Source organism: Sphingomonas sp. MM-1 (genome assembly GCF_000347675.2).
Taxonomy (GTDB): Bacteria; Pseudomonadota; Alphaproteobacteria; order Sphingomonadales; family Sphingomonadaceae; genus Sphingomonas_E; species Sphingomonas_E fennica.
Window position 1 is genome coordinate 2,455,674 of the sequence record NC_020561.1, and the last position, 25,111, is coordinate 2,480,784.

27 protein-coding genes are annotated in these 25,111 nt (G+C 68.7%); 14 read left to right on the forward strand and 13 right to left on the reverse strand.

Annotation, left to right across the window (positions count from 1 at the left end):
- Positions 1 to 350 precede the first annotated feature (350 nt).
- The 3 genes from G432_RS11765 to G432_RS11775 all read right to left on the reverse strand — a co-directional run bounded on the left by G432_RS11765 (position 351) and on the right by G432_RS11775 (position 2,951).
- Positions 351 to 1,850 carry a catalase gene (locus G432_RS11765; protein WP_015459049.1) on the reverse strand — a complete coding sequence of 500 codons (1,500 nt, stop codon included), beginning with the start codon at positions 1,848 to 1,850 and terminating at the stop codon, positions 351 to 353.
- 97 nt (positions 1,851 to 1,947) lie between these two features.
- Positions 1,948 to 2,433: a DUF2585 domain-containing protein gene (locus G432_RS11770; RefSeq protein ID WP_443024292.1), complete on the reverse strand. Its 486-nt coding sequence runs from the start codon at positions 2,431 to 2,433 to the stop codon at positions 1,948 to 1,950.
- Between the two features lie 83 nt (positions 2,434 to 2,516).
- Positions 2,517 to 2,951 carry a lipocalin-like domain-containing protein gene (locus tag G432_RS11775; RefSeq protein WP_015459051.1) on the reverse strand — a complete coding sequence of 145 codons (435 nt, stop codon included), beginning with the start codon at positions 2,949 to 2,951 and terminating at the stop codon, positions 2,517 to 2,519.
- A 167-nt stretch (positions 2,952 to 3,118) separates the two neighbouring features.
- On the opposite strand from G432_RS11775, the gene gmk reads away from it, so the two are divergent.
- The 3 genes from gmk to G432_RS11790 all read left to right on the forward strand — a co-directional run bounded on the left by gmk (position 3,119) and on the right by G432_RS11790 (position 4,862).
- Positions 3,119 to 3,751 carry a guanylate kinase gene (gene gmk / locus G432_RS11780; RefSeq protein ID WP_015459052.1) on the forward strand — a complete coding sequence of 211 codons (633 nt, stop codon included), beginning with the start codon at positions 3,119 to 3,121 and terminating at the stop codon, positions 3,749 to 3,751.
- Between the two features lie 89 nt (positions 3,752 to 3,840).
- A complete protein-coding gene (locus G432_RS11785) occupies positions 3,841 to 4,401 on the forward strand; it encodes a hypothetical protein (protein ID WP_015459053.1) in 561 nt (186 codons plus the stop codon).
- Positions 4,398 to 4,862 carry a cupin domain-containing protein gene (locus G432_RS11790; protein WP_015459054.1) on the forward strand — a complete coding sequence of 155 codons (465 nt, stop codon included), beginning with the start codon at positions 4,398 to 4,400 and terminating at the stop codon, positions 4,860 to 4,862. The genes G432_RS11785 and G432_RS11790 overlap by 4 nt, the downstream gene beginning before the upstream one ends.
- A 19-nt stretch (positions 4,863 to 4,881) precedes the next feature.
- On the opposite strand, the gene G432_RS22155 is transcribed toward G432_RS11790, so the two are convergent.
- Together G432_RS22155 and G432_RS11800 are read right to left on the reverse strand one after the other, a co-directional pair.
- The gene (locus G432_RS22155; protein ID WP_015459055.1) at positions 4,882 to 5,661 is read right to left on the reverse strand and encodes a glycine zipper 2TM domain-containing protein; all 780 of its coding nucleotides are present in this window, start codon (positions 5,659 to 5,661) and stop codon (positions 4,882 to 4,884) included.
- A gap of 87 nt (positions 5,662 to 5,748) precedes the next feature.
- Complete coding sequence (locus G432_RS11800; RefSeq protein WP_041865374.1) at positions 5,749 to 6,498, reverse strand: sulfite exporter TauE/SafE family protein; 750 nt, start codon at positions 6,496 to 6,498, stop codon at positions 5,749 to 5,751.
- Between the two features lie 136 nt (positions 6,499 to 6,634).
- On the opposite strand from G432_RS11800, the gene G432_RS22160 reads away from it, so the two are divergent.
- Entirely contained in the window at positions 6,635 to 7,126 is a 492-nt protein-coding gene (locus G432_RS22160) for a hypothetical protein (RefSeq protein WP_015459057.1), read from the forward strand.
- A gap of 28 nt (positions 7,127 to 7,154) precedes the next feature.
- Here G432_RS22160 and G432_RS11810 read toward each other — a convergent pair whose 3' ends face one another.
- The 4 genes from G432_RS11810 to hemC all read right to left on the reverse strand — a co-directional run bounded on the left by G432_RS11810 (position 7,155) and on the right by hemC (position 10,521).
- Positions 7,155 to 7,850 (reverse strand): pirin family protein, encoded by a 696-nt coding sequence (locus G432_RS11810; protein WP_015459058.1) that lies wholly within the window; start codon positions 7,848 to 7,850, stop codon positions 7,155 to 7,157.
- Positions 7,851 to 7,978: 128 nt separating this feature from the next.
- Positions 7,979 to 8,902 (reverse strand): hypothetical protein, encoded by a 924-nt coding sequence (locus G432_RS11815; protein WP_041864893.1) that lies wholly within the window; start codon positions 8,900 to 8,902, stop codon positions 7,979 to 7,981.
- A gap of 15 nt (positions 8,903 to 8,917) precedes the next feature.
- A complete protein-coding gene (locus tag G432_RS11820; protein ID WP_015459060.1) occupies positions 8,918 to 9,610 on the reverse strand; it encodes a uroporphyrinogen-III synthase in 693 nt (230 codons plus the stop codon).
- Positions 9,607 to 10,521, reverse strand: a complete 915-nt coding sequence (gene hemC, locus G432_RS11825) for a hydroxymethylbilane synthase (RefSeq protein WP_015459061.1) — start codon at positions 10,519 to 10,521, stop codon at positions 9,607 to 9,609. The genes G432_RS11820 and hemC overlap by 4 nt, the downstream gene beginning before the upstream one ends.
- Before the next feature lie 42 nt (positions 10,522 to 10,563).
- On the opposite strand from hemC, the gene tsaD reads away from it, so the two are divergent.
- From tsaD to opgC, 3 genes are all read left to right on the forward strand, one after another.
- Positions 10,564 to 11,595, forward strand: a complete 1,032-nt coding sequence (tsaD, locus tag G432_RS11830; RefSeq protein WP_015459062.1) for a tRNA (adenosine(37)-N6)-threonylcarbamoyltransferase complex transferase subunit TsaD — start codon at positions 10,564 to 10,566, stop codon at positions 11,593 to 11,595.
- A complete protein-coding gene (locus tag G432_RS11835; protein ID WP_015459063.1) occupies positions 11,592 to 12,569 on the forward strand; it encodes an NAD(P)H-dependent glycerol-3-phosphate dehydrogenase in 978 nt (325 codons plus the stop codon). Before tsaD ends, G432_RS11835 begins: the two co-directional genes overlap by 4 nt.
- Positions 12,570 to 12,678: 109 nt before the next feature.
- A complete protein-coding gene (gene opgC, locus G432_RS11840) occupies positions 12,679 to 13,782 on the forward strand; it encodes an OpgC domain-containing protein (RefSeq protein WP_236626910.1) in 1,104 nt (367 codons plus the stop codon).
- A 6-nt stretch (positions 13,783 to 13,788) separates the two neighbouring features.
- Here the strand turns inward: opgC and G432_RS11845 are convergent, their stop codons facing one another.
- The 3 genes from G432_RS11845 to G432_RS11855 all read right to left on the reverse strand — a co-directional run bounded on the left by G432_RS11845 (position 13,789) and on the right by G432_RS11855 (position 17,860).
- Positions 13,789 to 15,306, reverse strand: a complete 1,518-nt coding sequence (locus tag G432_RS11845) for a lipopolysaccharide biosynthesis protein (protein WP_015459065.1) — start codon at positions 15,304 to 15,306, stop codon at positions 13,789 to 13,791.
- A 47-nt stretch (positions 15,307 to 15,353) separates the two neighbouring features.
- A complete protein-coding gene (locus G432_RS11850; protein WP_015459066.1) occupies positions 15,354 to 17,450 on the reverse strand; it encodes a RelA/SpoT family protein in 2,097 nt (698 codons plus the stop codon).
- A 104-nt stretch (positions 17,451 to 17,554) separates the two neighbouring features.
- Entirely contained in the window at positions 17,555 to 17,860 is a 306-nt protein-coding gene (locus G432_RS11855; protein WP_015459067.1) for a CC_3452 family protein, read from the reverse strand.
- Positions 17,861 to 17,982: 122 nt separating this feature from the next.
- On the opposite strand from G432_RS11855, the gene G432_RS11860 reads away from it, so the two are divergent.
- Positions 17,983 to 18,495: a winged helix-turn-helix transcriptional regulator gene (locus tag G432_RS11860; protein ID WP_051128838.1), complete on the forward strand. Its 513-nt coding sequence runs from the start codon at positions 17,983 to 17,985 to the stop codon at positions 18,493 to 18,495.
- 84 nt (positions 18,496 to 18,579) lie between these two features.
- On the opposite strand, the gene rpoZ is transcribed toward G432_RS11860, so the two are convergent.
- Positions 18,580 to 18,921: a DNA-directed RNA polymerase subunit omega gene (gene rpoZ / locus G432_RS11865; protein ID WP_015459069.1), complete on the reverse strand. Its 342-nt coding sequence runs from the start codon at positions 18,919 to 18,921 to the stop codon at positions 18,580 to 18,582.
- Between the two features lie 163 nt (positions 18,922 to 19,084).
- Here rpoZ and G432_RS11870 point away from each other — a divergent pair, with 163 nt between their 5' ends.
- The 6 genes from G432_RS11870 (at position 19,085) to pheT (ending at position 25,011) form a co-directional block, all read left to right on the forward strand.
- Entirely contained in the window at positions 19,085 to 20,287 is a 1,203-nt protein-coding gene (locus G432_RS11870; protein ID WP_015459070.1) for a phospholipase D-like domain-containing protein, read from the forward strand.
- A 131-nt stretch (positions 20,288 to 20,418) separates the two neighbouring features.
- Positions 20,419 to 20,622, forward strand: coding sequence for a 50S ribosomal protein L35 (gene rpmI, locus G432_RS11875; protein WP_015459071.1), 204 nt, complete (start codon positions 20,419 to 20,421; stop codon positions 20,620 to 20,622).
- 12 nt (positions 20,623 to 20,634) lie between these two features.
- The gene (gene rplT / locus G432_RS11880) at positions 20,635 to 21,012 is read left to right on the forward strand and encodes a 50S ribosomal protein L20 (RefSeq protein ID WP_015459072.1); all 378 of its coding nucleotides are present in this window, start codon (positions 20,635 to 20,637) and stop codon (positions 21,010 to 21,012) included.
- A 194-nt stretch (positions 21,013 to 21,206) separates the two neighbouring features.
- On the forward strand, positions 21,207 to 21,521 hold the full coding sequence (locus G432_RS11885; RefSeq protein WP_015459073.1) for a GIY-YIG nuclease family protein: 315 nt from the start codon (positions 21,207 to 21,209) through the stop codon (positions 21,519 to 21,521).
- Between the two features lie 41 nt (positions 21,522 to 21,562).
- Positions 21,563 to 22,645 carry a phenylalanine--tRNA ligase subunit alpha gene (gene pheS, locus G432_RS11890; protein ID WP_015459074.1) on the forward strand — a complete coding sequence of 361 codons (1,083 nt, stop codon included), beginning with the start codon at positions 21,563 to 21,565 and terminating at the stop codon, positions 22,643 to 22,645.
- Positions 22,642 to 25,011, forward strand: coding sequence for a phenylalanine--tRNA ligase subunit beta (pheT, locus tag G432_RS11895; RefSeq protein WP_015459075.1), 2,370 nt, complete (start codon positions 22,642 to 22,644; stop codon positions 25,009 to 25,011). Before pheS ends, pheT begins: the two co-directional genes overlap by 4 nt.
- The last annotated feature ends 100 nt before the right edge of the window (positions 25,012 to 25,111 follow it).

A 25,111-nucleotide genomic window follows, 5' to 3' on the forward strand; every position in this document is an offset into this window, starting at 1 on the left:
TCCGATCGGGCGAAACGCATCCCGAACATGGCGGACCGCGACGGCGCATCACGCCGTTGATCAAGCGCAAACCGGCGATCGTCATCGCCGATATCGTCGCCGCCTTTGCTGGACCGGATGCCGGGTCGGAAGGGGGGAGCCACCCGCCCGGGATGGCGCTTCCCATACCGGCGCGGAGCCCGGTAGCGGATGAATCCCATGGCGACGTGACGCGGCGATGACCTGTCGATGGCATCGCCGTTACCGGCCGTGCCCCCCGTCTCCCCGCGTCACGATCCGGCCCGGAAAGGGAAAGGCCGCGGGCGATGGTTCGCCCGCGGCCCTCCGCGCCTCATTCGATCATGATCCGCTTATTCGGCGGGCTCGAAGGCCGGCGGCTGGGTGTCGCGCGCATCCTCGAAGCCCGATCCTTCGGCCAGCGCGGCGCGCACGCCCGCGGCATAGGCCGGATCGATCTTCTCGAAATGGCCGATCTGGCGATCGACGATATGCTGCGGCACGCCTTGCATCGCCGCCGCGAGGTTGCGGAACAGGCGGTAGCGCTGGGCATCGTCGAACAGGTGGAACAGCGCGCGGGGCTGGGAATAATCGTCATTCCCCTCGCGATGGTCGTAACGCATCGCCTCGCCCGAGATGCGCAGCGGCGGCTCAAGATATTTTTTGTCCTCCACCGGGCCGCCGAAGCTGTTGGGCTCGTAATAGGCATCGGGGTTGCCGGTATCGTTGCGGAAGAACCGCATCGCGCCGTCCTTGTGATAATGGTGGACGGGGCAGCGCGGCGCGTTCACCGGCAGCGCCTCATAATGCGTGCCCAGCCGGTGGCGATGCGCATCGGCATAAGAGAAGATCCGCCCCTGCAGCATCTTGTCCGGCGAGAAGCCGATGCCGCGCACGATGTTGGAAGGCGAGAAGGCGGCCTGCTCGATCTCGGCGAAATAATTGTCCGGATTGCGGTTCAGCTCGACCACGCCGACCTCGATCAGCGGATAATCGCCGTGCGGCCATACCTTGGTGAGGTCGAACGGATCATAAGGCGTCTTGCCCACGTCGGTTTCGGGCATGATCTGCACGAACATGTTCCAGCGCGGATATTCGCCGCGCTCGATCCCGCCGAACAAGGCCTCCTGGTAGGATTCGCGGGTGTGGCCGATCACGCCCACCGATTCCTCGTTGGTATAATGGCGGTGGCCCTGCTGGGTCTTGAAGTGGAACTTCACCCAGTAACGTTCGCCCGCGTCGTTCCAGAAGGAATAAGTGTGGCTGCCATAGCCGTTCATGAATTGCGGCCCGATCGGCAGCCCGCGATCGGAGAACAGGATCGTCACCTGGTGGAGCGATTCGGGGCTCAGCGACCAGAAATCCCACATCGCCGTGGGCGATCGCATGTTGGTGCGGGGATGGCGCTTCTGGGTGCGGATGAAATCGGGGAATTTCAGCGGATCGCGCACGAAGAAGACGGGCGTGTTGTTGCCCACCAGATCCCAATTGCCTTCCTCGGTATAGAATTTGATGGCGAAGCCGCGCACGTCGCGCTCGGCATCCGCCGCGCCCTGTTCGCCGGCCACGGTGGAGAAGCGGATCAGCAGGTCCGTCTTCTTGCCGACCTGGGCAAAGACCCTGGCATTGGTGTAGCGGCTGATATCGTTGGTGATGGTGAGCTGCCCGAAGGCGCCCCAGCCCTTGGCATGGACCACGCGCTCGGGAATCCGCTCGCGATTCTGATGGGCGAGCTTTTCGATCAGCTGATAGTCCTGCAGCAACAGCGGACCATGGCGCCCGGCGCTCAGCGAGTTCTGGTTGTCGCCCACCGGGGCGCCGGCAGTGGTCGTCAACGTCGTTCGGTCAGCCATGGTCGAGCCTTTCCTGGGAAGCGAGGACTGGGAAGGTGTCGGGTCTGGGTCTGCGACTCCAACGATTAAAGGCGCTGGCAGTGATCGGGCCTGTCGATCAGGCGCCGCCCTGCCAGGCGCGGACGGCCTCGATAGGCCACAGCAACATTAGCACGTTGAGCGTGAGATTGTCGCGGATCACCCACAAGGCGAGCAGCTCGAGCGCGACGGCAAGGGCGACGGTGGCGGCGACCGGCAGGCGCCACGCCAGAAGGAAGCCCAGCACCATCCAGCCGATATCGGCGGCGGAATTGAGCACGCTGTCGCCGGTATAGCCGAGCGCGATCGTCGCCTCGCGATAGCGGTCGATGACGAAGGGGGTGTTCTCGATCACCTCCCACGCCGCCTCGATGAGGACGGCCAGCACCAGCCGCTCGCCCACCGGCCGCCGGCGCAGCAGCAGCCAGCCGAGCGCGTAGAAGAGGAAGCCGTGGACGATGTGGCTCGGCGTATACCAGTCGGCGACATGCTGGCTGTTGCCGGCGTCGACCGCGCCGTGCCACAGCTCGATCGTGCCGCAGGTGCATATCGGCGGGCGGCCCATCGCCAGGAGCGCGGCGATCGCGATCGCGGCGATCGCTGCGGCGATCAGGATATGGGTGCGGGCGATACCCCTGCGCGCCGGCCTCACGCCCCCGCCCGGCGCCACTCGATCGTCACCCAGCCGGTCGGCGCCTCGCCCTCCAGGAACAGATGGTCGTCGACGATCCGGCAGTGGCGCACCTGATCGCCCTTCACGTCCGGGTGCCAGGCGCCGTCGATATGATGGACGACGATGCAATGGGCGGCATCGACCGTGAAGCGGCCGAAATAGCCGACGAAGCCGTTGAAGGCCGCCCGCAGCTTTTCGATCGGGGCGCTGGCCGGCGGCGCGCCCAGCGGCTGGACGCCGGGACGCACCATCTGCACCGACATATGCCCGTCGGCGGTGTAGACCAGCAGCCCGCGCGCATCGCGGCCGAAGGGATAGTCCATATCCTCGTCGTGGCGGCGGTTCTTCCACAGCACCAGTTCCCAGGCGCCCAGCAGCTTGCGGCGCAGCTTCTCGTCATCCGCGGTCATGCGCTGTCCTCTCGATCGTCCCCTTGCGGCATCGCATCCGTCGCATCCTATGCTGTTGAACGCCCGATCGTTCCTTCGGGTGCCAGGCCCCGAAAGCGCTATCCTGCCTTCTTGCGTGGCAAAGCGCCACCCGTTGACCGAACCGGCGCGTGGAGGCAAAGGCGGCCATGCCTTACGCCAATCTCGCCCGTCGCGGTGTCCTCTTCGTGCTGTCCTCGCCGTCGGGCGCGGGCAAGTCGACCATAGCGCGCAAGCTGCTGGCCGCGGACAAGGGCATCACCATGTCGGTTTCCGCGACGACCCGGCCGATGCGCCCCGGCGAGCAGGAGGGGATCGACTATCATTTCGTCGACCTCACCGAATTCCGCCGGATGGTGGCGGACGGCGAGTTCCTGGAATGGGCGCATGTGTTCGACAACCGCTACGGCACGCCCAAGGCGCCGGTGCATGCCGCGCTCGAATCGGGGCGCGACGTGCTGTTCGATATCGACTGGCAGGGCGCGCAGCAGCTCCACCAGCAGGCCGGCGGCGATACGGTGCGCGTCTTCATCCTGCCGCCGTCGCTGGACGAGCTGCGCCGCCGCCTGACCGGCCGGGGCACCGACGACGCGGAGGTGATCGCCCGGCGCATGGAGCGCGCGGCGTCCGAGATCAGCCACTGGGACGGCTATGATTATGTGCTGGTCAACGACGATGTCGATCGCTGCTTCGAACAGGTCCGCACGATCCTGGAGGCCGAACGGCTGAAGCGGCGGCGCCAGACGGGGCTGATCGGCTTCACCCGCAAGCTGATGGGCTGAGGGGGCTGGCCCCGGAATCCGGCCTGCCTCTTCCGGCGGAACAGGAACGCGCCTAACCTGTTCATCATCCATACCTTGGGGAGGATGGCATGATCAGGCTGGGGCTGGGTGCGATCGCGGGCGGAATCGCCCAATGGCTGGTGGGCTTCATCTTCTGGGCGACCCCGCTCAGCGGGCTGGCCTTCAAGGTCGCCAACGAAAGCGAGAATGCCGCCGTGCAGGCCGCGCTCGCGCAGAATCTGACGCGGTCCGGCACCGGCACCTACATGGTGCCCTGGCCCAACACCGCGCAGGGCACCACGCTCTACGGCCAGGGGCCGATCGCGACGATCCACTATAACAGCGCCGGCTTCCCGCTGGTGGATGCGGGATCGCTGTTCGGCGGGCTGACCCTGTCGATCATCACCGCCGCGCTGATCGGGCTGGCATTGTGGAGCGTCGCCGGGCGCGCCGCTTCCTTTGCCGAACGGCTGAAGCTGGTGGTGCTCTTCGCCGCCGCGGCCGTGCTCTATCTCGATCTCGGCCAGCCGGTGTTCAACCATTATGGCTGGGGCCACTTCATCTACATGGCGATCGGCGATTTCATCGGCCTCGTCGTGGCGGGCGCGGTGATCGCGCGCTGGTTCATGGCGACGCCCGCGCCGCGATGACGGGGGCGGGCGAGAGCGAGGCCGCGCGGCTGATCGCCGATCTCGCGCTGGCGCCGCATCCCGAAGGCGGCTGGTATCGCGAAACCTGGCGCGCCGATGCGGCGGACGGCGCCCGGCCCAGCGGCACGGCCATCCTGTTCCTGCTGGAGGAAGGTCAGCGATCCCACTGGCACCGGGTCGATGCGACGGAAATCTGGCTGTGGCATGCGGGATCGCCGCTGCGCCTGTCGGTGGCCGGCGGCGATGGCGGGGAGGACGATGCCGGGGAGGAGGTGCGGGAGGTGCGGCTTGGCGGCGATCTCCTCGCCGGGGAGATTCCCCAATATGTGATCGCCCCCCACCGCTGGCAGGCGGCGGCGGCCGATCGCGGCTGGGCGCTGGTTTCCTGCGTCGTCTCGCCCGGTTTCCGCTTCGAGGGGTTCGAGCTGGCGCCGCCCGGCTGGTCTCCGGACGGCGCCTGATCGAGGGCGGATCAGCCGGTCAGCGGCAGCGCACGCCGCCGCGATCGATCTCCCGCCCCAGCAGCGCGCCCGCGCCCGCGCCGATCAGCGTGCCCAATATCTGGGAATCGCCGTAGGTGAGTGAGTTGCCGAGAATGCCGCCGATCGCGCCGCCGATCAGCAGGCCGGTGGTGCCATCGGGCCGGCGGCAATAATAGCGCCCGTCATAGCCGCGATAGACGCGATCGTAACGGCCGAGCTGCCGTTCCCGATAATAGCGCCCGTCGCGATAATAACGCTGCGCGTCATAGCCGCCGTAACGGGAATCGTAGCGGTTCCAGTCATAGTTGCGGTAGTTCCGCCAGTCGCCATAGGGCGTGTAACGCTGGGGCGACGTCGGCCGGTAGACCGGCCTGAGCGACGGCGCATGGTTGGGAGGCCGCGTCGCGGGCGGGCGATGCTGCGGCGGGCGCGTGTTCGGCGGCCGGTGATTGGGCGGGCGGCTGCTGGATGGCGGCCGGTGCTGCGGTGGACGCGTTTGCGGTGGCCGATTCTGCGGCGGACGAGCCTGGGGCGGCCGGTTCTGCGGGGGTCGCGCATTTTGCGGCGGCCGCGAATTCTGCGGGGGGCGCGTATTGGGCGGCCGGTTCGGCGCCGGCTTGGTGCTCGGCTGGCGATTGGGGGCCGGGGCCGGGCGGGCTGCCGGCACGGACGGGTTTGCCGGGCGCAGCGAGGGGGCGCCGGAAGGGGTGTTGGTCTGGGCATCAACGGCCGGAGTGGCCATCACCGCGATCAGGCCTGCCAGGATGAATGGGCGCATGCGGAACTCCCTTCATGGGTGGGATGGAAACTCCCGTCCGCGCCACCGGTTGCTTTCCCGCGCAAAAATATTCCGTAGCTGAAACGGTCAGGCCAGGGCATCCCACAGCAGCTTGGCGCCGACAAGGATCAGCAGCACGTAGATCAGGGTGTAGAAGCGTTCGGCGGATACCTTGCGCACCAGCACCACCCCGGCGAAGGTGGCCAGGATCGCGACCGGCATCAGCACGGCCGTGGCGGCGAGGTTGGTTCTGGTGAACTGGCCGAGCGCGGCATAGGCCGGCACCTTGATCCAGTTGACCGCCGCGAAGAAGATCGCGTTGGTGCCGACGAAGATGTCGCGCGGCAGCCGGCGCGGCAGCACCCACATCTGGAAGGGCGGGGCGCCGGCATGGGCGATCTGGCTGGTGAAGCCGGATATCATGCCGAAGATCGATCCGACCCAGCCGGGCGATTGCGAGGATGCGGTGATCGCCCCGCGCCGTTCGATCCACAGGCGATGGATGCCGAACAGCATCGCGATCACGCCCACCGCCGCCAGCACCGCATCCGCCGATACCCGCGCCGCCAGCAGCCATCCCAGGAAGATGCCGATCGCGGCGCCCGGCAGGGTAACGGCCAGCACATGGCCGTCCCACGTCTTGCGGAAGGCCCATACGCCCACCGCATCCTGCACGATCAGGATCGGCAGCAGGATCGCGGCCGCCTGCACCGGCGGCAGCGCCAGCGCCATCAATGGCATGCCGAGCGATCCCAGCCCGGCGAAGCCGCCCTTGGCGAGGCCCACCAGGATCACGGCGGGAATGGCGAAGGCGTAGAAGGTCCATTCGGTCGGCATCGGCATCTCGCAAGGAAGGAAGCGGGCTGGAAACTTGCCTTCGGCCCGCGCCATCTAACCCCTTTCGGTGCCGTTGCAATTGGTGCAAGCTACCTATCGTTGCGACAGGCATTGGCTGTGGACAGGGGAGGGACATGTGGTCGGACCCAGGATCTTCGGCACCTTCGCCGTGCTGGCGGTGGCTGGATGCGGCACCGGATCGACAACCGGTGTCGCCGAGGCCTCGCCAGATACCGGCATCATGATCGATCGGCGCCCGATGGGGCCGGAAAGCCATCTGGGCGCGCATCAGGTGGTGGTCGATTATTATGCGCTGCTTGCCAAGCGGCGCTACGACGATGCGTGGAAGCTGTGGGCGGACGCCGGCCGGGCGACGGGCAAGACGCCCGCCGAATTCGCCGAGGGCTTCGCCGATGTCGCCCGCTACGAGCCCAAGGTCGGCGGGATCGGGGCGATGCAGCGCGCGGGGGACAGGTTCACCATCACCGTCTATGTCGAGGTGAATGGCGAACATACCGACGGCGCGCCGATCCACCAGCAGGGATGGGTGAGCCTGAGCCGGCCGAAGGATGTGGGCGATGCCCCCTCCGGCCAGCCCGTATGGCATATCACCGGGGTGCCCGGATAAGGCACCCCGATGGGTTCGGGCGGATCGTTCAGGCCGCGTCGACCAGCACGATCTCCGCATCCTCGATCGCCGTCACCGTGATGGTGTCGAGATCGCGGATGGCGGCGCCGTCGCGGGCGTTCACCTCCACGCCGTTGACGCTCACCCGGCCGGCGGCCGGCACCATATAGCCGCGCCGGTCGGCGCCCAGCCGGTAGGTCGCGCTCTCGCCCGCCTTCAAGGTCGCGCCGAGCACGCGGGCATCGGTGCGGATGCGCAGCGCGTCGTCATCGTCATAGCCGCTCGCCAGCACGACGAACTGGCCGGCCCGGTCGCCCTTGGGGAAGGGGCGGGCGCCCCAACTCGGGCTTTCGCCCCGGCTGGTGGGCAGGATCCAGATCTGGAAGATGCGGGTGTCGACATCCTCCATATTATATTCGCTGTGGGCGATGCCGGTGCCGGCGGACATCACCTGGACGTCCCCGGCCTCGGTGCGGCCGTGATTGCCCAGATTGTCCTTGTGGGTGATCGCGCCCTCGCGGACATAGGTGATGATCTCCATGTCCGAATGCGGATGGGGCGGGAAACCCGTCTTCGGCGCGATCACGTCATCATTCCACACGCGCAGGTTGCCCCAGCCCATCCGGGCCGGATCATGATAGTTGGCGAAGGAGAAATGATGGTGCGCATCGAGCCAGCCGTGGTTCGCGGCGCCGAGGCTCGAGAAGGGGCGAAGTTCGATCATGGTCGTGTCTCCCGAAGGGCGCCTGGAAAATGCGCCCTTGCTTGCAGGGAGAGATAGGCCCGATCGATTGCATTATAAATGCGAATGATCGAAAAGCATCGTTTCCGATCTTGGAGGGATGCCTCCCCTCAGGCCGGGGGCGCGGCGGGTGCTCGCTCGCTCGCCGGCGCACCGGGGGCCGGGGTTTCCGCGGCCGGCGGGGTATGGGCCGGTGCGCGGGGCGCCAGCAGCGCCGCCGTCTCGATGGTATCGAGCGCGTCGCGCGCGCCGGCATAGCGGCGGGCGGCGGCGATCCAGTCCTGCGCGCGCTCGCGGCCGGGCATGCGCGAAACCTCGGCCAGCGCCTCGGTTACGCGGCCGCCTTCCAGCGCGCGGCGGGCGCGGGCCAGCCGGTCGGCCGGCGCGGGCGAAGGCCGGTTGGCCTTGCGGATCACGATCATGCCGGCGATCTCGCGCTTCACGCCGTCCCACCAGCTTTCATTGGGGGCCTGCGAGGCCAGCGCCGGGGCGACGTCGCTCAGGCCGGATCGCAGGTCGTCCAGCGTCACCGGCTGGCGGCTGGCGGCGATGATCGTCGCCACCGCCTGCGGCTGGCTTTCGCCGAAACGGTCGCGCAGCAGGCCCTCGATATAGCCGAGCTGGACACCGCGATCGAGCGCGCGGCGCGCGGCGAAGGCGACCAGCAGCCCTTCGGCGCGATCGGCATTGCCGACGGCGGCGCTGGCCCGCGCATCGATCCGGCCCAGCCGCGCCTCGATATCCGAAACGCGCTGGTCGATCGCGGCCTGTGCCATCGGATCGATGAGGGGGAGGGAAGGGGCCGCCTGCGGCGGCGGCGGTGCCTCCACGATCGGGGGCTGGGCGGGGCCGGCCGGCTGGGTCAGCAGCTCCGCCGCCGGGCGCCAGCTATGGACGGCATAAGCGGTGATGCCCGCGCCCAGCACGAAGGCCGTGGTGGCCAGAAGCAAGGAGGGGCCTCGGCCGCGCTGCCGTTCCATCGTCACCGTCGCGGGCGCCGGCTGCGCTTCATGCTCCGTGCCTGGTTCGTCCATTCGGTGCGCCATGCCTCATCCGTTTCGCAATCGATCCGCTTGATCGCACAGCGCGGCCGCCACCGCCAGTAGGGCCGCATCGTCGGGGCGATCGGCGATGCCGATGGCGGCCCAGCCCTTGCCGGCGGCTTCGGCCACGGCCGGGCTGATCGCGGCGATGCCGATGCCCGCCGCCCGATCGACCAGGCCGGCGAAGTGGCGCGCCGCGCGCGGCGAATGGAGCAGCGCCACGGCGCCCTCCGCCAGGGCCGCCCGCGCCGGCCGGGGCAGCGCCTCCACGGCATCGGCCGCATAGACGATCGCGCGATCGATGGCGATCGCCGGATGCGCCGCCGCGCGATGCTCGCGACCGGCGAGATGCAGCAGACGGCGGTGGCCGGCGGCGGCGATCCGCTCCAGCAGGGCCGGTGCATCGGCATCGCCGGCCTGGATATCGGCAAAGCCCGCCGCCCGCGCGGCATCGGCGGTGGCGGCGCCCACCGCGAACGCGGGCAGCGCGCGATAGGCGGCCAGCCCGTCTCCGCCCAGCCGGGCGGCGGCGGCGGATGTCAGCATCACGGCATCGAACCGGTCCGCCGGCGGCGGTTGCCAGGGCAGCGGCCTTGTGACGAAGAGCGGGGCGACCACCGCCTCCAGCTCCAGCGCGGCCGCCCGCGCGGCGGTGGCCGACGCGCCCGGCTCGGGCCGCAGGATGAGGACGCGCCTCACCGGCCGAACAGGCGCCTCAGCCGCGGGCTGGCGCGGGCCAGCAGGTTGGCGGCAAGGGCGGCCGCCTCGTCGGGGCCGTGGACGATGGCCTCGCCGCCCGATCGCTCGCCGCCATCCTCGGTCAGGATTTCGGCGCGCAGGCGATAGGCGCCGTCGGCCGCGGGTTCGGCGAGGGCCGCCACGGGCGATCGGCAATCGGCGGCCAGCGCGGCGAGCAGCGCGCGCTCGATCCGCACGCAGGCGCTGGTCGGGGCATGATCGATCGCCGCCAGCGCCGCGCGCATGTCCGCATTGGCGGCCAGCGTCTCGATGCCCACCGCGCCCTGGGCGGGGGCGGGCAGCATGGTTGCGATCGGGATCGGCGTGCCCACGTCCGGCCGGTCCAGCCGGCTGAGGCCGGCGGCGGCGAGCAGGGTGGCGTCCGCCTCGCCGGCGGCGAGCTTCGCCAGCCGCGTGTCGACATTGCCGCGGAACAGCGTGACGCTCGCATCGGGCCGCGCGCGGCGCACCTGCGCGGCGCGGCGCGGGGATGAGGTGCCGATCACCGCGCCCTCGGGCAGCGCCGCCAGGCTTTCCGCGCCGATCAGCCGGTCCCGCACGTCGGCGCGGGGCAGCATCGCCGCGATCACGATCTCGGCCGGGCGGGTCGTCTCGACATCCTTCATCGAATGGACGGCGAAATGGATCCCGCCATCCGCCAGCGCCCGGTCCAGCTCCTTGGTCCACAGCGCCTTGCCCCCTACATCGGCCAGCGCGCGATCCTGGATGCGATCGCCGCTGGTGCGGATGGGGACGATCTCGATCGCGTCGTCCGCCCAGCCATGCGCCGCCATCAGCGCGGACTTGACCATATTGGCCTGGGTGAGGGCGAGCGGCGATCCGCGCGTGCCGAGACGAAGAGGAAATTGCATGAAGGTTGCCCTAACGCGCCGCGCGGTGGCAGGGAAGCGGGCATGACCCTGATCCTCGGCCTCGAATCCTCCTGCGATGAAACCGCCGCCGCCCTCGTCACCGCCGATCGCGCGATCCGCGCCCATCAGCTCGCCGGGCAGGAGGCCGATCATCGCCCCTTCGGCGGCGTCGTGCCGGAAATCGCCGCGCGCGCGCATGTCGAGGCGCTGACCCCGCTGGTCGCGGCGGCGCTCGCCGAAGCCGGCGTGTCGCTGGCCGATGTCGATGCGATCGCCGCCACCGCCGGGCCGGGGCTGATCGGCGGGGTGATGGTGGGCCTCGTCACCGGCAAGGCGCTGGCGCTGGCCGCCGGCAAGCCGCTGATCGCGGTCAACCATCTGGAAGGCCATGCGCTTTCGCCGCGGCTGGCCGATCCGGACCTGGAATTTCCCTATCTGCTGCTGCTGGTTTCCGGCGGGCATTGCCAGCTTTTGCTGGTGGAAGGCGTCGGCGCCTATCGCCGGCTGGCCACCACGATCGACGATGCGGCGGGCGAGGCCTTCGACAAGACGGCCAAGCTGCTGGGCCTCGGCTTTCCCGGCGGCCCGGCGGTGGAGAAGGCGGCGCTGGCGGGCGATCCCAAGGCGGTGCCGCTGCCGCGCCCGCTGGTGGGATCGGGCGAGCCGCATTTCTCCTTCGCTGGCCTCAAGAGCGCGGTGCTGCGCGCGCGCGATTCGGGGCAATATGCGGCGGAGGATATCGCCGCTTCCTTCCAGCAGGCGGTGGTGGATTGCCTGATCGATCGCACGCGCCGCCAGCTCGGCGCGGTCGAGGCGACGGCACTGGTGGTGGCCGGCGGGGTCGCCGCCAACAAGGCGGTGCGGGCCGCGCTGGAAGGGCTTGCGGCCGAACATGGCCTGCGCTTCGTCGCCCCGCCGCAATGGCTGTGCACCGATAATGCGGCGATGATCGCCTGGGCGGGGGCCGAACGCTTCCGCGCCGGGCTGGTGGACGGGCTCGATGCGCCGGCGCGGGCTCGCTGGCCGCTCGATCCCCATGCGGAAAAGGCGCGCGGCGCGGGGGTGAAGGCATGATCGGTATCATCGGCGGCGGCGCCTGGGGCACCGCGCTCGCGCAGGTCGCATCGGCGGAAGGCACGCGCGAGGTGCGGCTCTGGGCGCGCGAGGAGGAGGTCGTCGCCTCGATCAACGATGCCCACGAAAACACGCTGTTCCTGCCCGGCGTGCCGCTGGCGCCCTCGATCCGGGCGAGCGACGACTTGGGCTGGGTGGCGGAGGCCGATCCGCTGTTGGTGGTAACGCCGTCGCAGCATATGCGCGCCGTGCTCGCCCAGCTCGATGCCCGGCCGCGCCACCTGATCCTCTGCGCCAAGGGGATCGAGGCGGGCACGATGCGGCTGATGCACGAGGTGGCGCACGAGGCCTGCCCCACCGCCACGCTTTCCGTGCTTTCCGGCCCCACCTTCGCGCATGAGGTGGCGAAGGGCCTGCCCACCGCGATCACGCTTGCCTGCGAGGATGCCGATACCGGCGCGCGCATCGCCGCGCTGATCGCCCGGCCGGCCTTCCGCCCCTATGCCGCGACCGACGTGGTAGGGGCCGAGATCGGCGGCGCGGTGAAGAATGTGCTGGCGATCGCCTGCGGCGTGGTCGAGGGCCGCGCGCTCGGCCAGAATGCGCGGGCGGCGCTGATCAGCCGCGGCTTCGCGGAAATGACGCGCTTTGGCCTCGCCCGTGGCGCGCGGGCGGAAACGCTGGCCGGCCTTTCGGGGCTGGGCGATCTGGTGCTGACCTGCAGCTCCACCAGCTCGCGCAACTTCTCGCTGGGCCTCGGCCTCGGCCAGGGGAAGGCGGCGGTCGATCTGCTGGCCGATCGCCGCACCGTGGCCGAAGGCGCGTTCACGGCGCCGGTGCTGCGCGCGGCGGCGCGGGAGGCCGGGGTCGACATGCCGATCACCGAGGCGGTGTGCGCGCTGCTCGAAGGGCGGATGGCGGTGGACGAGGTGGTCGATGCGCTGCTCGCCCGGCCGCTGCGGGCGGAGCATTGAACGGGACGAAGCGCCCATCAATGCGTTTGGCGGATCACGCCGCCGTCCCTTAAAAGACCCGGGCAATGCCGGCGGCAGGGCCGTGGCATGCCCCGAGGAGACGATCGTGATGGAGCGCGACCAACGTATCGATATCCTTCGCGGCATAGCGATCGTCACCATCCTGCTGAATCACATCTCGATCCCGCTGCGGACGTTGTTCCACTATCACGGGCCCACCATCCCGACGCTGACGCAATATGGCTATTCCTCCGCCGCGTCGCTCTTCGTCGCCATGTCCGGCTACATGGTCGGGATGGTCTATCTGAAGCGCCCCAGCCCGATGAAGGCGGCGGTGAAGCGGGCGGGCGAGCTCTACGTCATCAACCTGATCGTGCTCGCGGTGATCGTGCCGCTGGCCTATGCCGCCCCGCCGGCGCTGGACAGCTATTGGAAGCTGCGGCCGATGGTCGAGCCGCCCTTCGCCGCGCTGATCCGCTTCCTCACCCTGCTGGATGCGCCGGCCTTCCTCGATGTCCTCCAGCTCTATGTCGCGCTGCTGCTGTTGACGCCGGTCGCGATCCTGCTGCTGCGCCGGTCGCCGCTGCTGCTGGCGGGATGCTCGATCCTGCTCTGGGCGGCCATGCAGGTCGCGGGCGTCGTCTTCACGCCCGATACGGTGCTGCTCAGCAACGGCCATTCGCTCAACGTGCTGGCCTGGCAGCTTACCTTCTTCCTGCCGCTGATCGCCGGCGCGCTGCGGCTGCACCACCGCATCTTCGCCTGGTTCGAGGCGCGGCCGGCGGCGACGGCGTGGATCTGGGGGGCGCTTGCGGTCAGCGCGCTGGCGCGGATCGTCGCGGCGGAACGGGTGCTGCCGCTGACATATGAGCTGGTGAACCGCCCGCTCAACTCGCCGGTCTGGCTGTTCCATTCGGTGCTGGTGCTGGCGGGCTATATCGGCCTGCTCACCTGGTTGAGGGGGCATTTGCAGCTCTGGCCGTTCCAGCTCCTCGCCAGCCTCGGCCGCAACAGCCTCAACGTCTTCGCGGCGAGCATTCCGCTGATCTATGTGCTGAGCTGGGGCTTCGGCTCGCTCGACTGGGGCTTTGCCGGCTATCTGCTGGCCTTTGCCACCCTGCTCGGCCTGTCGCTGGCGATTGCCGCCTGGGGGGACCGGCGCAAGCACCGGAAGAAGGCTCGCCCGCCGGTGGCCGCATCGCAGGCGGCCTGAGCGGGATCAGCGTTCCGAAGCCAGCGGCGCCGGCCCGCTGCCGCCCAGCTTGAAGAGGACCCGGTCCTCGGGCGTGAAGCCCTTATACCAGATGACGAGGCCGTAGCTCAGCAGGATCAGCGGCACGCCTACCGTCAGCTCCAGCCATTCGGGCACCTGGATGGCGATGAAGCCGACCACGGCCGCCGCCGCCGCCGCCCAGATCAGCGCCCAGCGCCAGCCCGATACCGGGGCGCCGAGCAGCTTCGACAGCAGCCGCGCCTTGGCGATCGAGGCGAAGCCCAGCGCCACCGGCAGGGCAACGGCCGGCCCCACCGCCTGCACGGCGAGCGGCAGGCCCAGCGCGCGCGCGCCGAGGATGAAGGCGAAGCTCAGCGCCACCTGCAGGCTGATCGTCGCCAGCGAGATCATCAGGTTGCGATGGCGGGCGATGTAGATGAGCGCCGATTCGGAAACCACCGCGGTTGCCGCCACCACCTCCGCCAGCAGCAGGAAGGCGAGCGCCGCGGTGCCGCCCACGAATTCCGGCCCGGCCAGCCCCATCACCGCCTCGCCGGGGATGGACAGCGACAGGGCGATGCCGGCCTGCGCGGCGATGATCCAGAAGCCCACCTGCCGCACCTGCGCGGCGACGGCCGCCTTGTTGCCGGCTTCCAGATTCTGGGTGATCACCGGCCCCAATATGGGATCGAAGCTGGTCTTCAGCTTCTGCGGCAGCGTCACGATCTGTTGCGCGACCCAGTAGATGCCAACGGTGGCCGGCGGGAAGAACAGGCCGAGGATGAAGCGATCGACGTTGCGCGTGCCCCATTCGATCGCGTCGGCGGCGGCGAGCGGCATGTTGCGCCGGGCGATGGCGAACAGGGGGCGCGGCTCCGGGTGCCAGCCGCGCGGCAGGCCGTAGGCGCGGATGAAGGGATAGAGCGAGGCGGCGAGGGCGGCCACCATCGACAGCGCATAGGCCAGGATCAGCCCGTCGCGCTGCGAATAGAAATAGAATCCGAACGCGGCGATGCTGATCGTCCACGGCTCGATGATCGCGCGCGCGCGCACCGTGGCGGCGACGTTGTGGCGATAGGCGAGCGCCGCCAGTGACACGTCCGACCAGGCGATCGCGAAGATGATCAGCGGCATCAGCTGCTCGAGGCCGTTGATCTTGCTGTTGGGGAACATGAGCTGGGGCAGCGCCGCGAGGATCGCCGCCGCGATCGCCGACGCGCATCCCGCGATCAGCAGCGCATCCCACACGATATGGACGTGCGGCCGCTCGTTCCGCGACAATTGCTGGGCCAGCCCGCGCTTCAGCCCGAGCGTGGCGAGCTGGGCGGCGAATTCGAGGACGAGGATGGCCAGCGCGAAGCGGCCGAGCTCGGTCGGGCCATAGAGGCGGCCGGCGATGAACAGGAAGGGGATGCGCGCGACAAGCCGCAGCAGGAAGCCGAAAAAGTTCGTGCGTCCGCCCTTCGCCAGATCGGCGATATCATCCTGCTGTTCTGCCGCCGCCAGCGACCCCGGCCTCTCCATCGGACGCTCTTAGTGCGGGATCGCCCGCTGTTGAAGCGTAAAGCGCGTCAGGCGCGCTCGGCCGAGGAGATGGCGTCCGCGGCCCTTAGGGCAGCCAGGATGCGCATCAGGTGCGTAACGTCATGCACCTCGATCGAAAGCTGGAAGGTGTGGAAGCTCGAATCGCGGTGGACCAGCGCGAGATTGACGATGTTTGCCTGCTGCGCGCCGAGGATGCTGGCCATCACGCCCAGCGATCCGGGCTCGTTCTTGACGATCACCGTCAGCCGCGCGGTGCCGCCGTCGCTGCCGTCGCCCCAGGCGAGGTCGACCCAGTCGGCATCCACCCCGTCGGCCAGCGTCGGGCAGTCGATCGCATGCACCTCCACCGCCTCGTCCGGCCGGCGCAAGCCGACGATGCGGTCGCCCGGCACGGGGTTGCAGCAGGGCGCGAGCGTGAAGGCGACGCCGGGGGTGAGGCCCTTGATCGATATCGCCTCGCGCTGCTGCGGCGCCGGCCGCGCGCCGGCGACGTCGCCGCCGCCCGCGCCCGGCATCAGCGCCTCCATCACCTCCGCGTCCGATATGGAGCCGCGCGCGATCGCCTCCATCAGCACGTCCTGATCGGCCATGTTGAGCCGCTTGAGCGCGGCGGCGAGCGCCTCCTGGCCCAGCTGGGCGGGCAGGCGACGGACGATCTCGTCATAGAATTTGCGGCCCAGCGCGATGCTCTCGTCACGTTCCTTGTGGCGCACGAAGCGGCGGATCGCCGCGCGGGCCTTGCCGGTGACGACGAAGTTGAGCCAGCCGGGCTGCGGTTCCTGCGCCTTGGATCGCAGGATCTGCACCTGATCGCCATTCTCGATCGGCGTGCGCAGCGGCACGACGCGGCTGTTGATCTTGGCGCCCACCGCCTGATCGCCGAGATCGGTGTGGACGGCATAAGCGAAATCCACCGGCGTCGCGCCCTTGGGAAGCTGGATCAGCTCGCCATTGGGGGTGAAGGCGAAGATCCGGTCCTGATACATCGCCATGCGGGTATGCTCGAGGATCTCCTCCGCCGATTCGGCATGCTCCAGGATTTCCAGGAGGTCGCGGATCCAGTTGGCCTGCGCGTCGGGCTGGCCGTTGCCCTGCTTGTAGGCCCAGTGGGCGGCCAGGCCATATTCGGCCTGGGCATGCATCTCCGCCGACCGGATCTGGATTTCGATGCGCGCCTTCTCGCCATGGATCACCGATGTGTGGAGCGATCGGTAGCCGTTGCGCTTGGGGGTGGAGATATAATCCTTGAACCGGCCCGGAACCATCGGCCACTTCTGGTGGATGATCCCCAGCGCGCGATAGCATTCGGCCTCGTCCGCCACGATGACGCGGAAGGCCATGATATCGGACAATTGCTCGAAGCTGATGTGCCGTTCGGCCATCTTGCGCCAGATCGAATAGGGATGCTTCTCCCGCCCGGTCACGTCGGCATTCACCCCGGCGCGACCCAGCAGCATGCGGATGCCCGATCCGATCCGCGATATGCGGTCGCCGCCGCCGTCCTGAAGCTGCTCCAGCCGCTTGGTGATCGAGGCATAGGCGTCGGGCTCGAGCTCCCGGAAAGCGAGCGTCTGCATCTCCTTCATGAACTCGTACATGCCGATCCGCTCGGCGAGCGGGGCATATATGTCCATCGTCTCGCGCGCGATCCGCCGCCTCTTGTCGGCATTGGGGATGTGGTGGAGCGTGCGCATATTGTGCAGCCGGTCGGCCAGCTTCACCAGCAGCACGCGGATATCGCCCGACATGGCGAGCAGGAACTTGCGGAGATTCTCCGCCGCCCGCTCATTCTCGGTCTGGGCCTCGATCTTCGAAAGCTTGGTCACCCCGTCGACCAGCCGGGCGACGTTGGGGCCGAACGTCTTTTCGATCTGCTCGGGTGTGGCGACGGTATCCTCGATCGTGTCGTGGAGGATCGCGGTGGCGATCGTCTCGTCGTCGAGGTGGAGGTCGGTCAATATGCCCGCCACCTCGATGGGATGGCTGAAATAAGGGTCGCCCGATGCCCGCTTCTGGCTGCCATGGGCCTGCATGGAAAACACATAGGCGCGGTTAAGCAGCGCCTCATCGGCGTTGGGATCGTAGCTCAGGACCCGATCGACTAGTTCATACTGGCGCAACACGCTGCCATGATGTGGCGTCGCCACGCATCTTTGCAACAAAAGAAAGCAATGGACCGCTCAAGAAACCGCCCCTGCCCGCAAGCAGGGGCGTGAGGTGGGAGCGATCAGCCGTGGCCGGCGGCGAGGTTGCACTTGTCGATGGCGGCCTGATCGAAGGTGCGGGGGCCGGCGGAGAAGCTGGTGACCGGCCCCAGCTTGCGCGCGACGGCCGAGCAGACGTTGACGTCGGGCGAGGTGCCGTTGCGAATCGCCGAGCAGCTGTCGCCGATGCACGACCAGCGCAGATCCTTGACGACCAGCGTGGCGGTGAGCGGCTTGGCAAGGCCCGCGCGATACATGGGCTGCACCTGCGCCTGGGCGGGGAGTGCGGCCGCAAGCGCGATCATGGGGAGAAGGATGGGGCGCAACATGGAATCCCTCCTATAAGTTGCGATGTGAAACTTACCTGCTTAGATTGCAGATTGCAACTTAAATGGCGGATGCGTTGCAGAGCCGGAAGGCTTTGCCAGCGGCGCCGGAAAGGCTTAGCTTCATGGCCATGAGATCGGCCGACCAGATCAAGCGGATCGTGATCCAGTGCAGCCTGCCCGCCGCGCTGGAGGCGATGGGCGAGCGCTGGTCCTTCATGATCCTGCGCGCGACCTTCAACGGCCTCAGCCATTTCGAACAGTTCCAGACGACGCTGGGCATTGCCCGCAACATCCTGGCCAACCGGCTGGGGCGGCTAGTCGAACATGGCATATTGGAACGGCGCGATTGCCCCGAGGACCGCCGCAAGGTGGAATATCGGCTGACGCCCAAGGGCGAGGCGCTGCTGCCCACGCTGATCGCGCTGCGCCAATGGGGCGAGAAGTGGGAAGCCGGCGTGCCCAACAATCCGGTGCTGGTGGATGCGCGCGACGGCAAGCCGGTGGCGGACGTCATCGTCCGTGCCGAGGACGGCCGGCCGCTGGGGCTGCATGACCTGCGCTGGGTGGACCGCGCCGATCTGGAGCGGGCGGAGGCCCGCTGCATCTATACGGGCGAGCCGATCGGCGCCAAATAGCCGCGCCCCCGGCCCGGCCCCAAGAAACTCGGCCCCAAAAAGAAAAGGGGGCCGAAGCCCCCTTGTCCCGTCATTATCGTCCGGTCACTCGTAGTCGCCGCCGATATTCTGGTTGCGCGGCGGCGCGGCGGCGGTGAGGCGCAGCGCCTCGGCCGAAGCGGCGAGCGAGCCGACCTCGTCCGGCGCGTCGTCATCGTCCACGCGCACGCGCTGGAGGTTGGAGACGACCGCCTCGTGCAGGTTGTCCGGCGTGACGGTCTGCTCGGCGATCTCGCGCAGCGCGACTACGGGGTTTTTGTCGCGATCGCGGTCGAGCGTCAGCTCTGCGCCGCCGGAAATCTGCCGGGCGCGCTGCGCCGCGAGCAGCACCAGATCGAACCGGTTCGGAATCTTGTCGACGCAATCCTCGACGGTTACGCGCGCCATCTGTCGCTCCGCTTGGTTGTTGAAGCTTCGGGAAAGGCTGGCCGCTAGCAGCAGGGCGACCCGGAGTCAATGAAACTGCGGCGGCCCGTGGCGCGGGCGGCCCGTCGCAAGCGCCGCGGCCGCCCGATTGCGCGGCGCCCGGCCTTGGCGCATGCAGGGGGCAATGACGGAGCGGGACGCCACAGGAAAGGCGATCGGGGGCGATGCCGGCCGCGTGGAGCATGGCGGCGATTTCGTCGTCGCCGGCAACCGGCTGGCGCTGCTGACCGAGGGGCCGGAGCGGCTGGAGGCGCTGATCGCGCTGATCGCCGATGCGCGAGCCAGCCTGCGCCTGCTTTATTACACTTACGCCGCCGATCAGGCGGGCCGCGCGGTGCGGGACGCGCTGCTGGCCGCGCTCGATCGCGGGGTGCGGGTGTCGCTGATCGTCGACGGGTTCGGCAGCCCCGCCAACCAGGCCTTCTTCCACCCGCTGGAGGCGCGCGGCGCCGATATCTGCCGCTTCATCCCCCGCTTCGGCCGGCGCTATCTGCTGCGCAACCACCAGAAGCTGGCGCTGGCCGATGACGGCCGCGCGCTGATCGGCGGCTTCAATATCGAGGATGCCTATTTCGTCCCGCCCTCCCGGCCGGAGGCGTGGCGCGATCTCGGACTCGTGGTGGAAGGGCCGGCGGCGGAACGGCTGGCCGGCTATTTCGACGCGCTGGCCGCCTGGGCGGCGACGCCGCGCGCCCGGATGCGGGACCTGCGCCGCGCGCTCGGCCAGTGGAGCCAGCTTGCCGGCCCGGTGCGCTGGCTGATCGGCGGGCCGACGCGCCGGCTGAACCCCTGGGCGCGCGCCGTGAAGGATGATATCCGCGCCGCCCGCCGGCTGGACATGATCGCCGCTTATTTCATCCCCAACCCGGCGATGGTGCGGCGGATCGGCAATGCCGCGCAGCGGGGGCCGGTGCGCATCGTCACCGCCGCGAAATCGGACAGCCTCTCCACCGTCGCCGCCGCCCGCCACACCTATAGGCGGCTGCTCCGGCGCGGGGTGGGGATCTACGAATTTCAGCCGTGCAAGCTGCACACCAAGCTGATCGTCGTCGACGACACCGTCTATATCGGCTCGGCCAATTTCGATATCCGCAGCCTCTACCTCAATCTGGAGCTGATGCTCCGGATCGAGGACCGGGCCTTCGCCGATCATCTGCACGGCTATGTTGACGGGGAATGCGCGGCCTCCCGCCATGTCACCCGCGCGATCCACCGCCGGGAAAGCGGCTGGCTCGCCCGGCTGCGCTGGCGGATGGCCTATTATCTGCTCGCCGTCGTCGATGCGCGGCTCACCTGGCGGCTGAACTTCGGCGTGGATGCGGATTGAGCGAGACGGCTGGCCGGTTGCCAAAGCGGGCCTGCTCCGCTAAAGGCGCCGGCTTCCGCGATTCTGCAGGACTGCCCGGCCGGTATGGGCTGCCGTGGCCGTCCCATGACGTCGCATATCAGGAGACGAAAATGCCCAAACTCAAGACCAAGAGCGGGGTCAAGAAGCGCTTCAAGCTTACCGCCACCGGTAAGGTGAAGCATGGCGTGGCCGGCAAGCGCCACCGCCTGATCTCGCACAACGCCAAGTATATCCGCCAGAACCGCGGCACCACCGTGCTCTCCGATGCCGATTCGCGCACCGTGAAGCTCTGGGCGCCCTACGGCCTGAACTAAGGAGACTGACGGATGGCACGCGTAAAGCGGGGTGTTACCACCCGGGCGAAGCATAATCGCATTCTCGAGTCGGCGAAGGGCTATTATGGCCGTCGCAAGAACACGATCCGCATCGCCCGCCAGGCGGTGGAGAAGGCGGGTCAGTATGCCTATCGCGACCGCAAGGTTAAGAAGCGCTCGTTCCGCGCGCTCTGGATCCAGCGCATCAACGCCGCGGTCCGCGCCGAAGGCCTGACCTACGGCGTGTTCATGCACGGCCTGAAGCTGGCCGGCATCGAGCTGGACCGCAAGGTGCTGGCCGACATGGCGATGCACGAAGGCGCCGCGTTTAGCGCCATCGTCGCCCAGGCCAAGGCCGCCCTGCCGGAAGGCGCCCGCGTCGCGGCGTAACCGGCACCAGGCCTGAAGCTCGAAAGGGGCGCGGACTGCTGAAGTGGTCCGCGCCCTTTTTCTTTGTCCCCTCGTTCGCCCTCGATCGTCATTCCCGCGCAGGCGGGACCCTATTCTCCGAGGTTGCGGCTCCGTCGCGAACGCTGGAGTTATAGCCGCAGCGCAAGGATGACGGGCGAGGGCGGGGAAACAGAATGGACCGGCAGCCCTTCGCCTACATCCTTGCGAGCGGAAAGCACGGAACGCTCTATATCGGTGCGACATCCGATCCGGCGAAACGGCTGCATGAGCATCGCGAAGGCTTGATAAAGGGCTTCACCAGCCGCTACGGCATCACGCGCCTCGTCTATTTCGAGAGCTTCGACGACATGCACTCCGCCATCGCGCGTGAGAAGCAGCTCAAGAAATGGCGACGGGAATGGAAGCTCAACCTGATCGAAGCCTCCAATCCCGGCTGGGTTGATCTGGCGCCGGGACTTCGCCTCGGCTCTGCAATCCCGCAGCGCTAGAGTTTATGGATCCCCGCCTTCGCGGGGATGACGGGGTAGACATGACCGATCTGAATCTGATCCGATCGAAGCTGCTTTCGATCACCGAAGCCGCCGACAGCCTCGAAGCCATCGAGGCGGTGCGCGTGACCGCGCTGGGCAAGGCGAGCGAGATCGCGGCGCTGATGAAGACGCTGGGCGGCATGAGCCCGGAGGAGCGGCAGGTGCAGGCGCCGCTGATCCAGGGGCTGCGCACCGAGGTGGCCGACGCGATCGCCGCCCGCAAGGCCGCGCTGGAAGGCGCCGCGCTGGAGGCCCGCCTCGCCACCGAGACGATCGACCTGACGCTGCCGGCCGCATCCGCGCCGCAGGGTTCGGTCCATCCCGTCGCGCAGGTGATGGACGAGCTGGCGGAAATCTTCGCCGATCTCGGCTTCGCGGTGGCGACCGGGCCGGAGATCGAGGACGACTGGCATAATTTCACCGCGCTCAACATTCCGGAAACCCATCCGGCGCGCGCCATGCACGACACCTTCTATTTCCCGGACGAGAAGGACGGGAAGAAGATGCTGCTGCGCACCCACACCTCGCCCGTCCAGATCCGGACGATGACCTCGCAGGAGCCGCCGATCCGCATCATCGCGCCCGGCCGCACCTATCGTTCGGATTCGGATGCCACCCACACGCCGATGTTCCATCAGGTCGAAGGGCTGGTGATCGATCGCGGCATCACGCTCGGCCATCTGAAGTGGACGCTCGAAACCTTCGTGAAGGCCTATTTCGAGCGCGACGATATCGTGCTGCGCCTGCGCCCCAGCTATTTCCCCTTCACCGAGCCTTCGGCCGAGGTGGACGTGGGCTACACGCTGGTCGACGGCCGCCGCGTGGTCGGCGGGGCGGAGCCGGACGGCTGGATGGAGATCCTCGGCTCCGGCATGGTCCATCCGCGCGTCATCGCCGCCTGCGGGCTCGATCCCGATGAGTGGCAGGGCTTCGCCTTCGGCTGCGGCATCGATCGTCTGGCGATGCTCAAATATGGCATGGACGATCTGCGCGCCTTCTTCGACGGCGATCTGCGCTGGCTGAGGCATTATGGCTTCGCCGCGCTCGACGTCCCCACCCTTTCCGCTGGAGTCGGCGCATGAAGTTCACGCTTTCCTGGCTCAAGGACCATCTCGATACGCAGGCGGGCCTGGACGAGATACTGGTCGCGCTCACCCAGGTCGGCCTCGAGGTCGAAGGGGTGGAGGATCCGGCCGCCAAGCTTGGCGCCTTCCGCATCGCCCGCGTGCTGACGGCGGAGCGCCATCCGCAGGCGGACAAGCTGCAGGTGCTTTCGGTCGATACCGGCGAGGGCGAGCCGCTGCAGGTCGTCTGCGGCGCGCCCAATGCGCGGGCCGGGCTGGTCGGCGTGTTCGGTGCGCCCGGCACCTATGTGCCCGGCCTCGACGTCACCTTGAAGATCGCCGCCATCCGCGGCGTCGAATCGCGCGGCATGATGTGCTCGATGCGCGAGCTGGAGCTGTCGGACGCGCATGAGGGGATCATCGAGCTGCCGGCCGACGCGCCGGTGGGCGCAAGCTATGCTGAATGGGCCGGCCTCACCGATCCGGTGATCGACGTCGCCATCACCCCCAACCGGCAGGATTGCATGGGCGTGCGCGGCATCGCCCGCGATCTGGCGGCGGCGGGGCTGGGCGAGCTGAAGCCGCTCGATATCCCCACGATCCGCGGCGCCTTCCCCTGCCCGGTCGAAATCCGCACCGACGATCCCGAAGGCTGCCCGGCCTTCTTCGGCCGCGTCGTGCGCGGCGTGAAGAACGGCCCGTCGCCCGAATGGCTGGCCAACCGGCTGAAGGCGATCGGCCAGCGGCCGATCTCCGCGCTGGTCGACATCACCAATTATGTGATGTTCGATCATGGCCGCCCGCTCCACGTCTATGACGTCGCGACGCTGAAGGGCGCGCTGGTCGCGCGGCGGGCGAAGGCCGGCGAAAGCGTGCTGGCGCTGAACGGCAAAAGCTATGCGCTGGACCCGGAGATCACCGTGATCGCCGACGATGCGCAGGTCCACGACATTGGCGGCATCATGGGCGGCGAGCATTCGGGCGTGACCGAAGCGACCACCGACGTGCTGATCGAATGCGCTTACTTCGCGCCGGAAAATATCGCGCGGACCGGGCAGAAATTGGGGCTGACCAGCGATGCGCGCAGCCGTTTCGAACGCGGCGTCGATCCCGCCTTCCTGGGCGACGGCCTCGCTATCGCCACCCGGCTGGTGCAGGACCTGTGCGGCGGCGAGGCATCCGACGCGGTGGAGGCGGGTGAGCCGCCGCTGGCGCTGCGCACGCTGAAGTTCGATACCGGGCTTACCGAGCGGCTGGCCGGTCTCGCCGTCTCGCCCGATCGCCAGCGCGCGATCTTGGCGGCGCTGGGCTTCAAGGTCGATGCCGGCTGGACGGTGCTGATCCCGAGCTGGCGGCGCGACGTGGACGGCCCGGCCGATATCGTCGAGGAGATCGTCCGCATCGAAGGCATCGACAAGGTGCCCTCCACCCCGCTGCCGCGCGTCGACGGCGTGGCCCGGCCGACCGCGACGCCCGCTCAGCTCGTCGAGCGCAAGGTGCGCCGCGCAGCGGCCGCGCGCGGCCTCAACGAGGCGGTGACGTGGAGCTTCGTGTCCGAGGCCGAGGCCGGCGTGTTCGGCGGCGGCGCCTGGACGCTCGCCAACCCGATCAGCGAGGAGCTGAAGGTGATGCGGCCGTCGCTGCTGCCCGGCCTGATCGCGGCGGCCAAGCGCAATGCCGATCGCGGCGCGGCTTCGATCCGCCTGTTCGAGATCGGCCGCCGCTATCTGGCGGATGCCGAGCGCCCGACGCTGGGCTTCGTGCTGGCGGGCGATCGCGCCCCGCGCAGCTGGCAGGCCGGCCGCGCGCAGGCCTTCGACGCCTATGATGCGAAGGCGGAGGCGCTGGCGATCCTGGCGGCCGCCGGCGCGCCGGTCGATCGGCTGCAGGTGATGGAGGCGGTGTCGCCCGTCTATCATCCCGGCCGCTCGGCCACGCTGCGCCTCGGCCCCAAGACGGTGCTGGCCGAATTCGGCGAGCTTCACCCCGGCACGGCGCGCGCCTTCGATGTCGAAGGCACGCTGATCGCGGGCGAGGTCTATCTGGATGCGATTCCCGCCAAGCGGGCGAGCGGCCATATGCGCACCGCCTTCGCCCCGCCGGCCTTGCAGCCGGTGACGCGCGATTTCGCCTTCCTCGTCCCCGCCGATCGCGCGGCGGACGATCTGGTGCGCGCGGTGAAGGGCGCGGACAAGGCGGCCATCGTCGACGCCCGCCTGTTCGACGTCTTCACCGGCGCCGGGGTGCCCGAGGGCCAGAAATCGCTAGCGATCGAAGTGACGCTCCAGCCGGGCGAGAAGAGCTTCACCGACGCCGATCTGCAGGCGATCGCCGCCAGGGTGGTGGCCGCCGCCACGAAGATCGGCGCGACGCTCAGGGCCTGATCCGCGAAAGGGGAGGCGGATGTCCGTCCGCCTTCCCTCGCACCGTCATAGTGCCTTATTGCAGTGGCACACGGGTCGGGGCTACATCCGGTCATCCTCA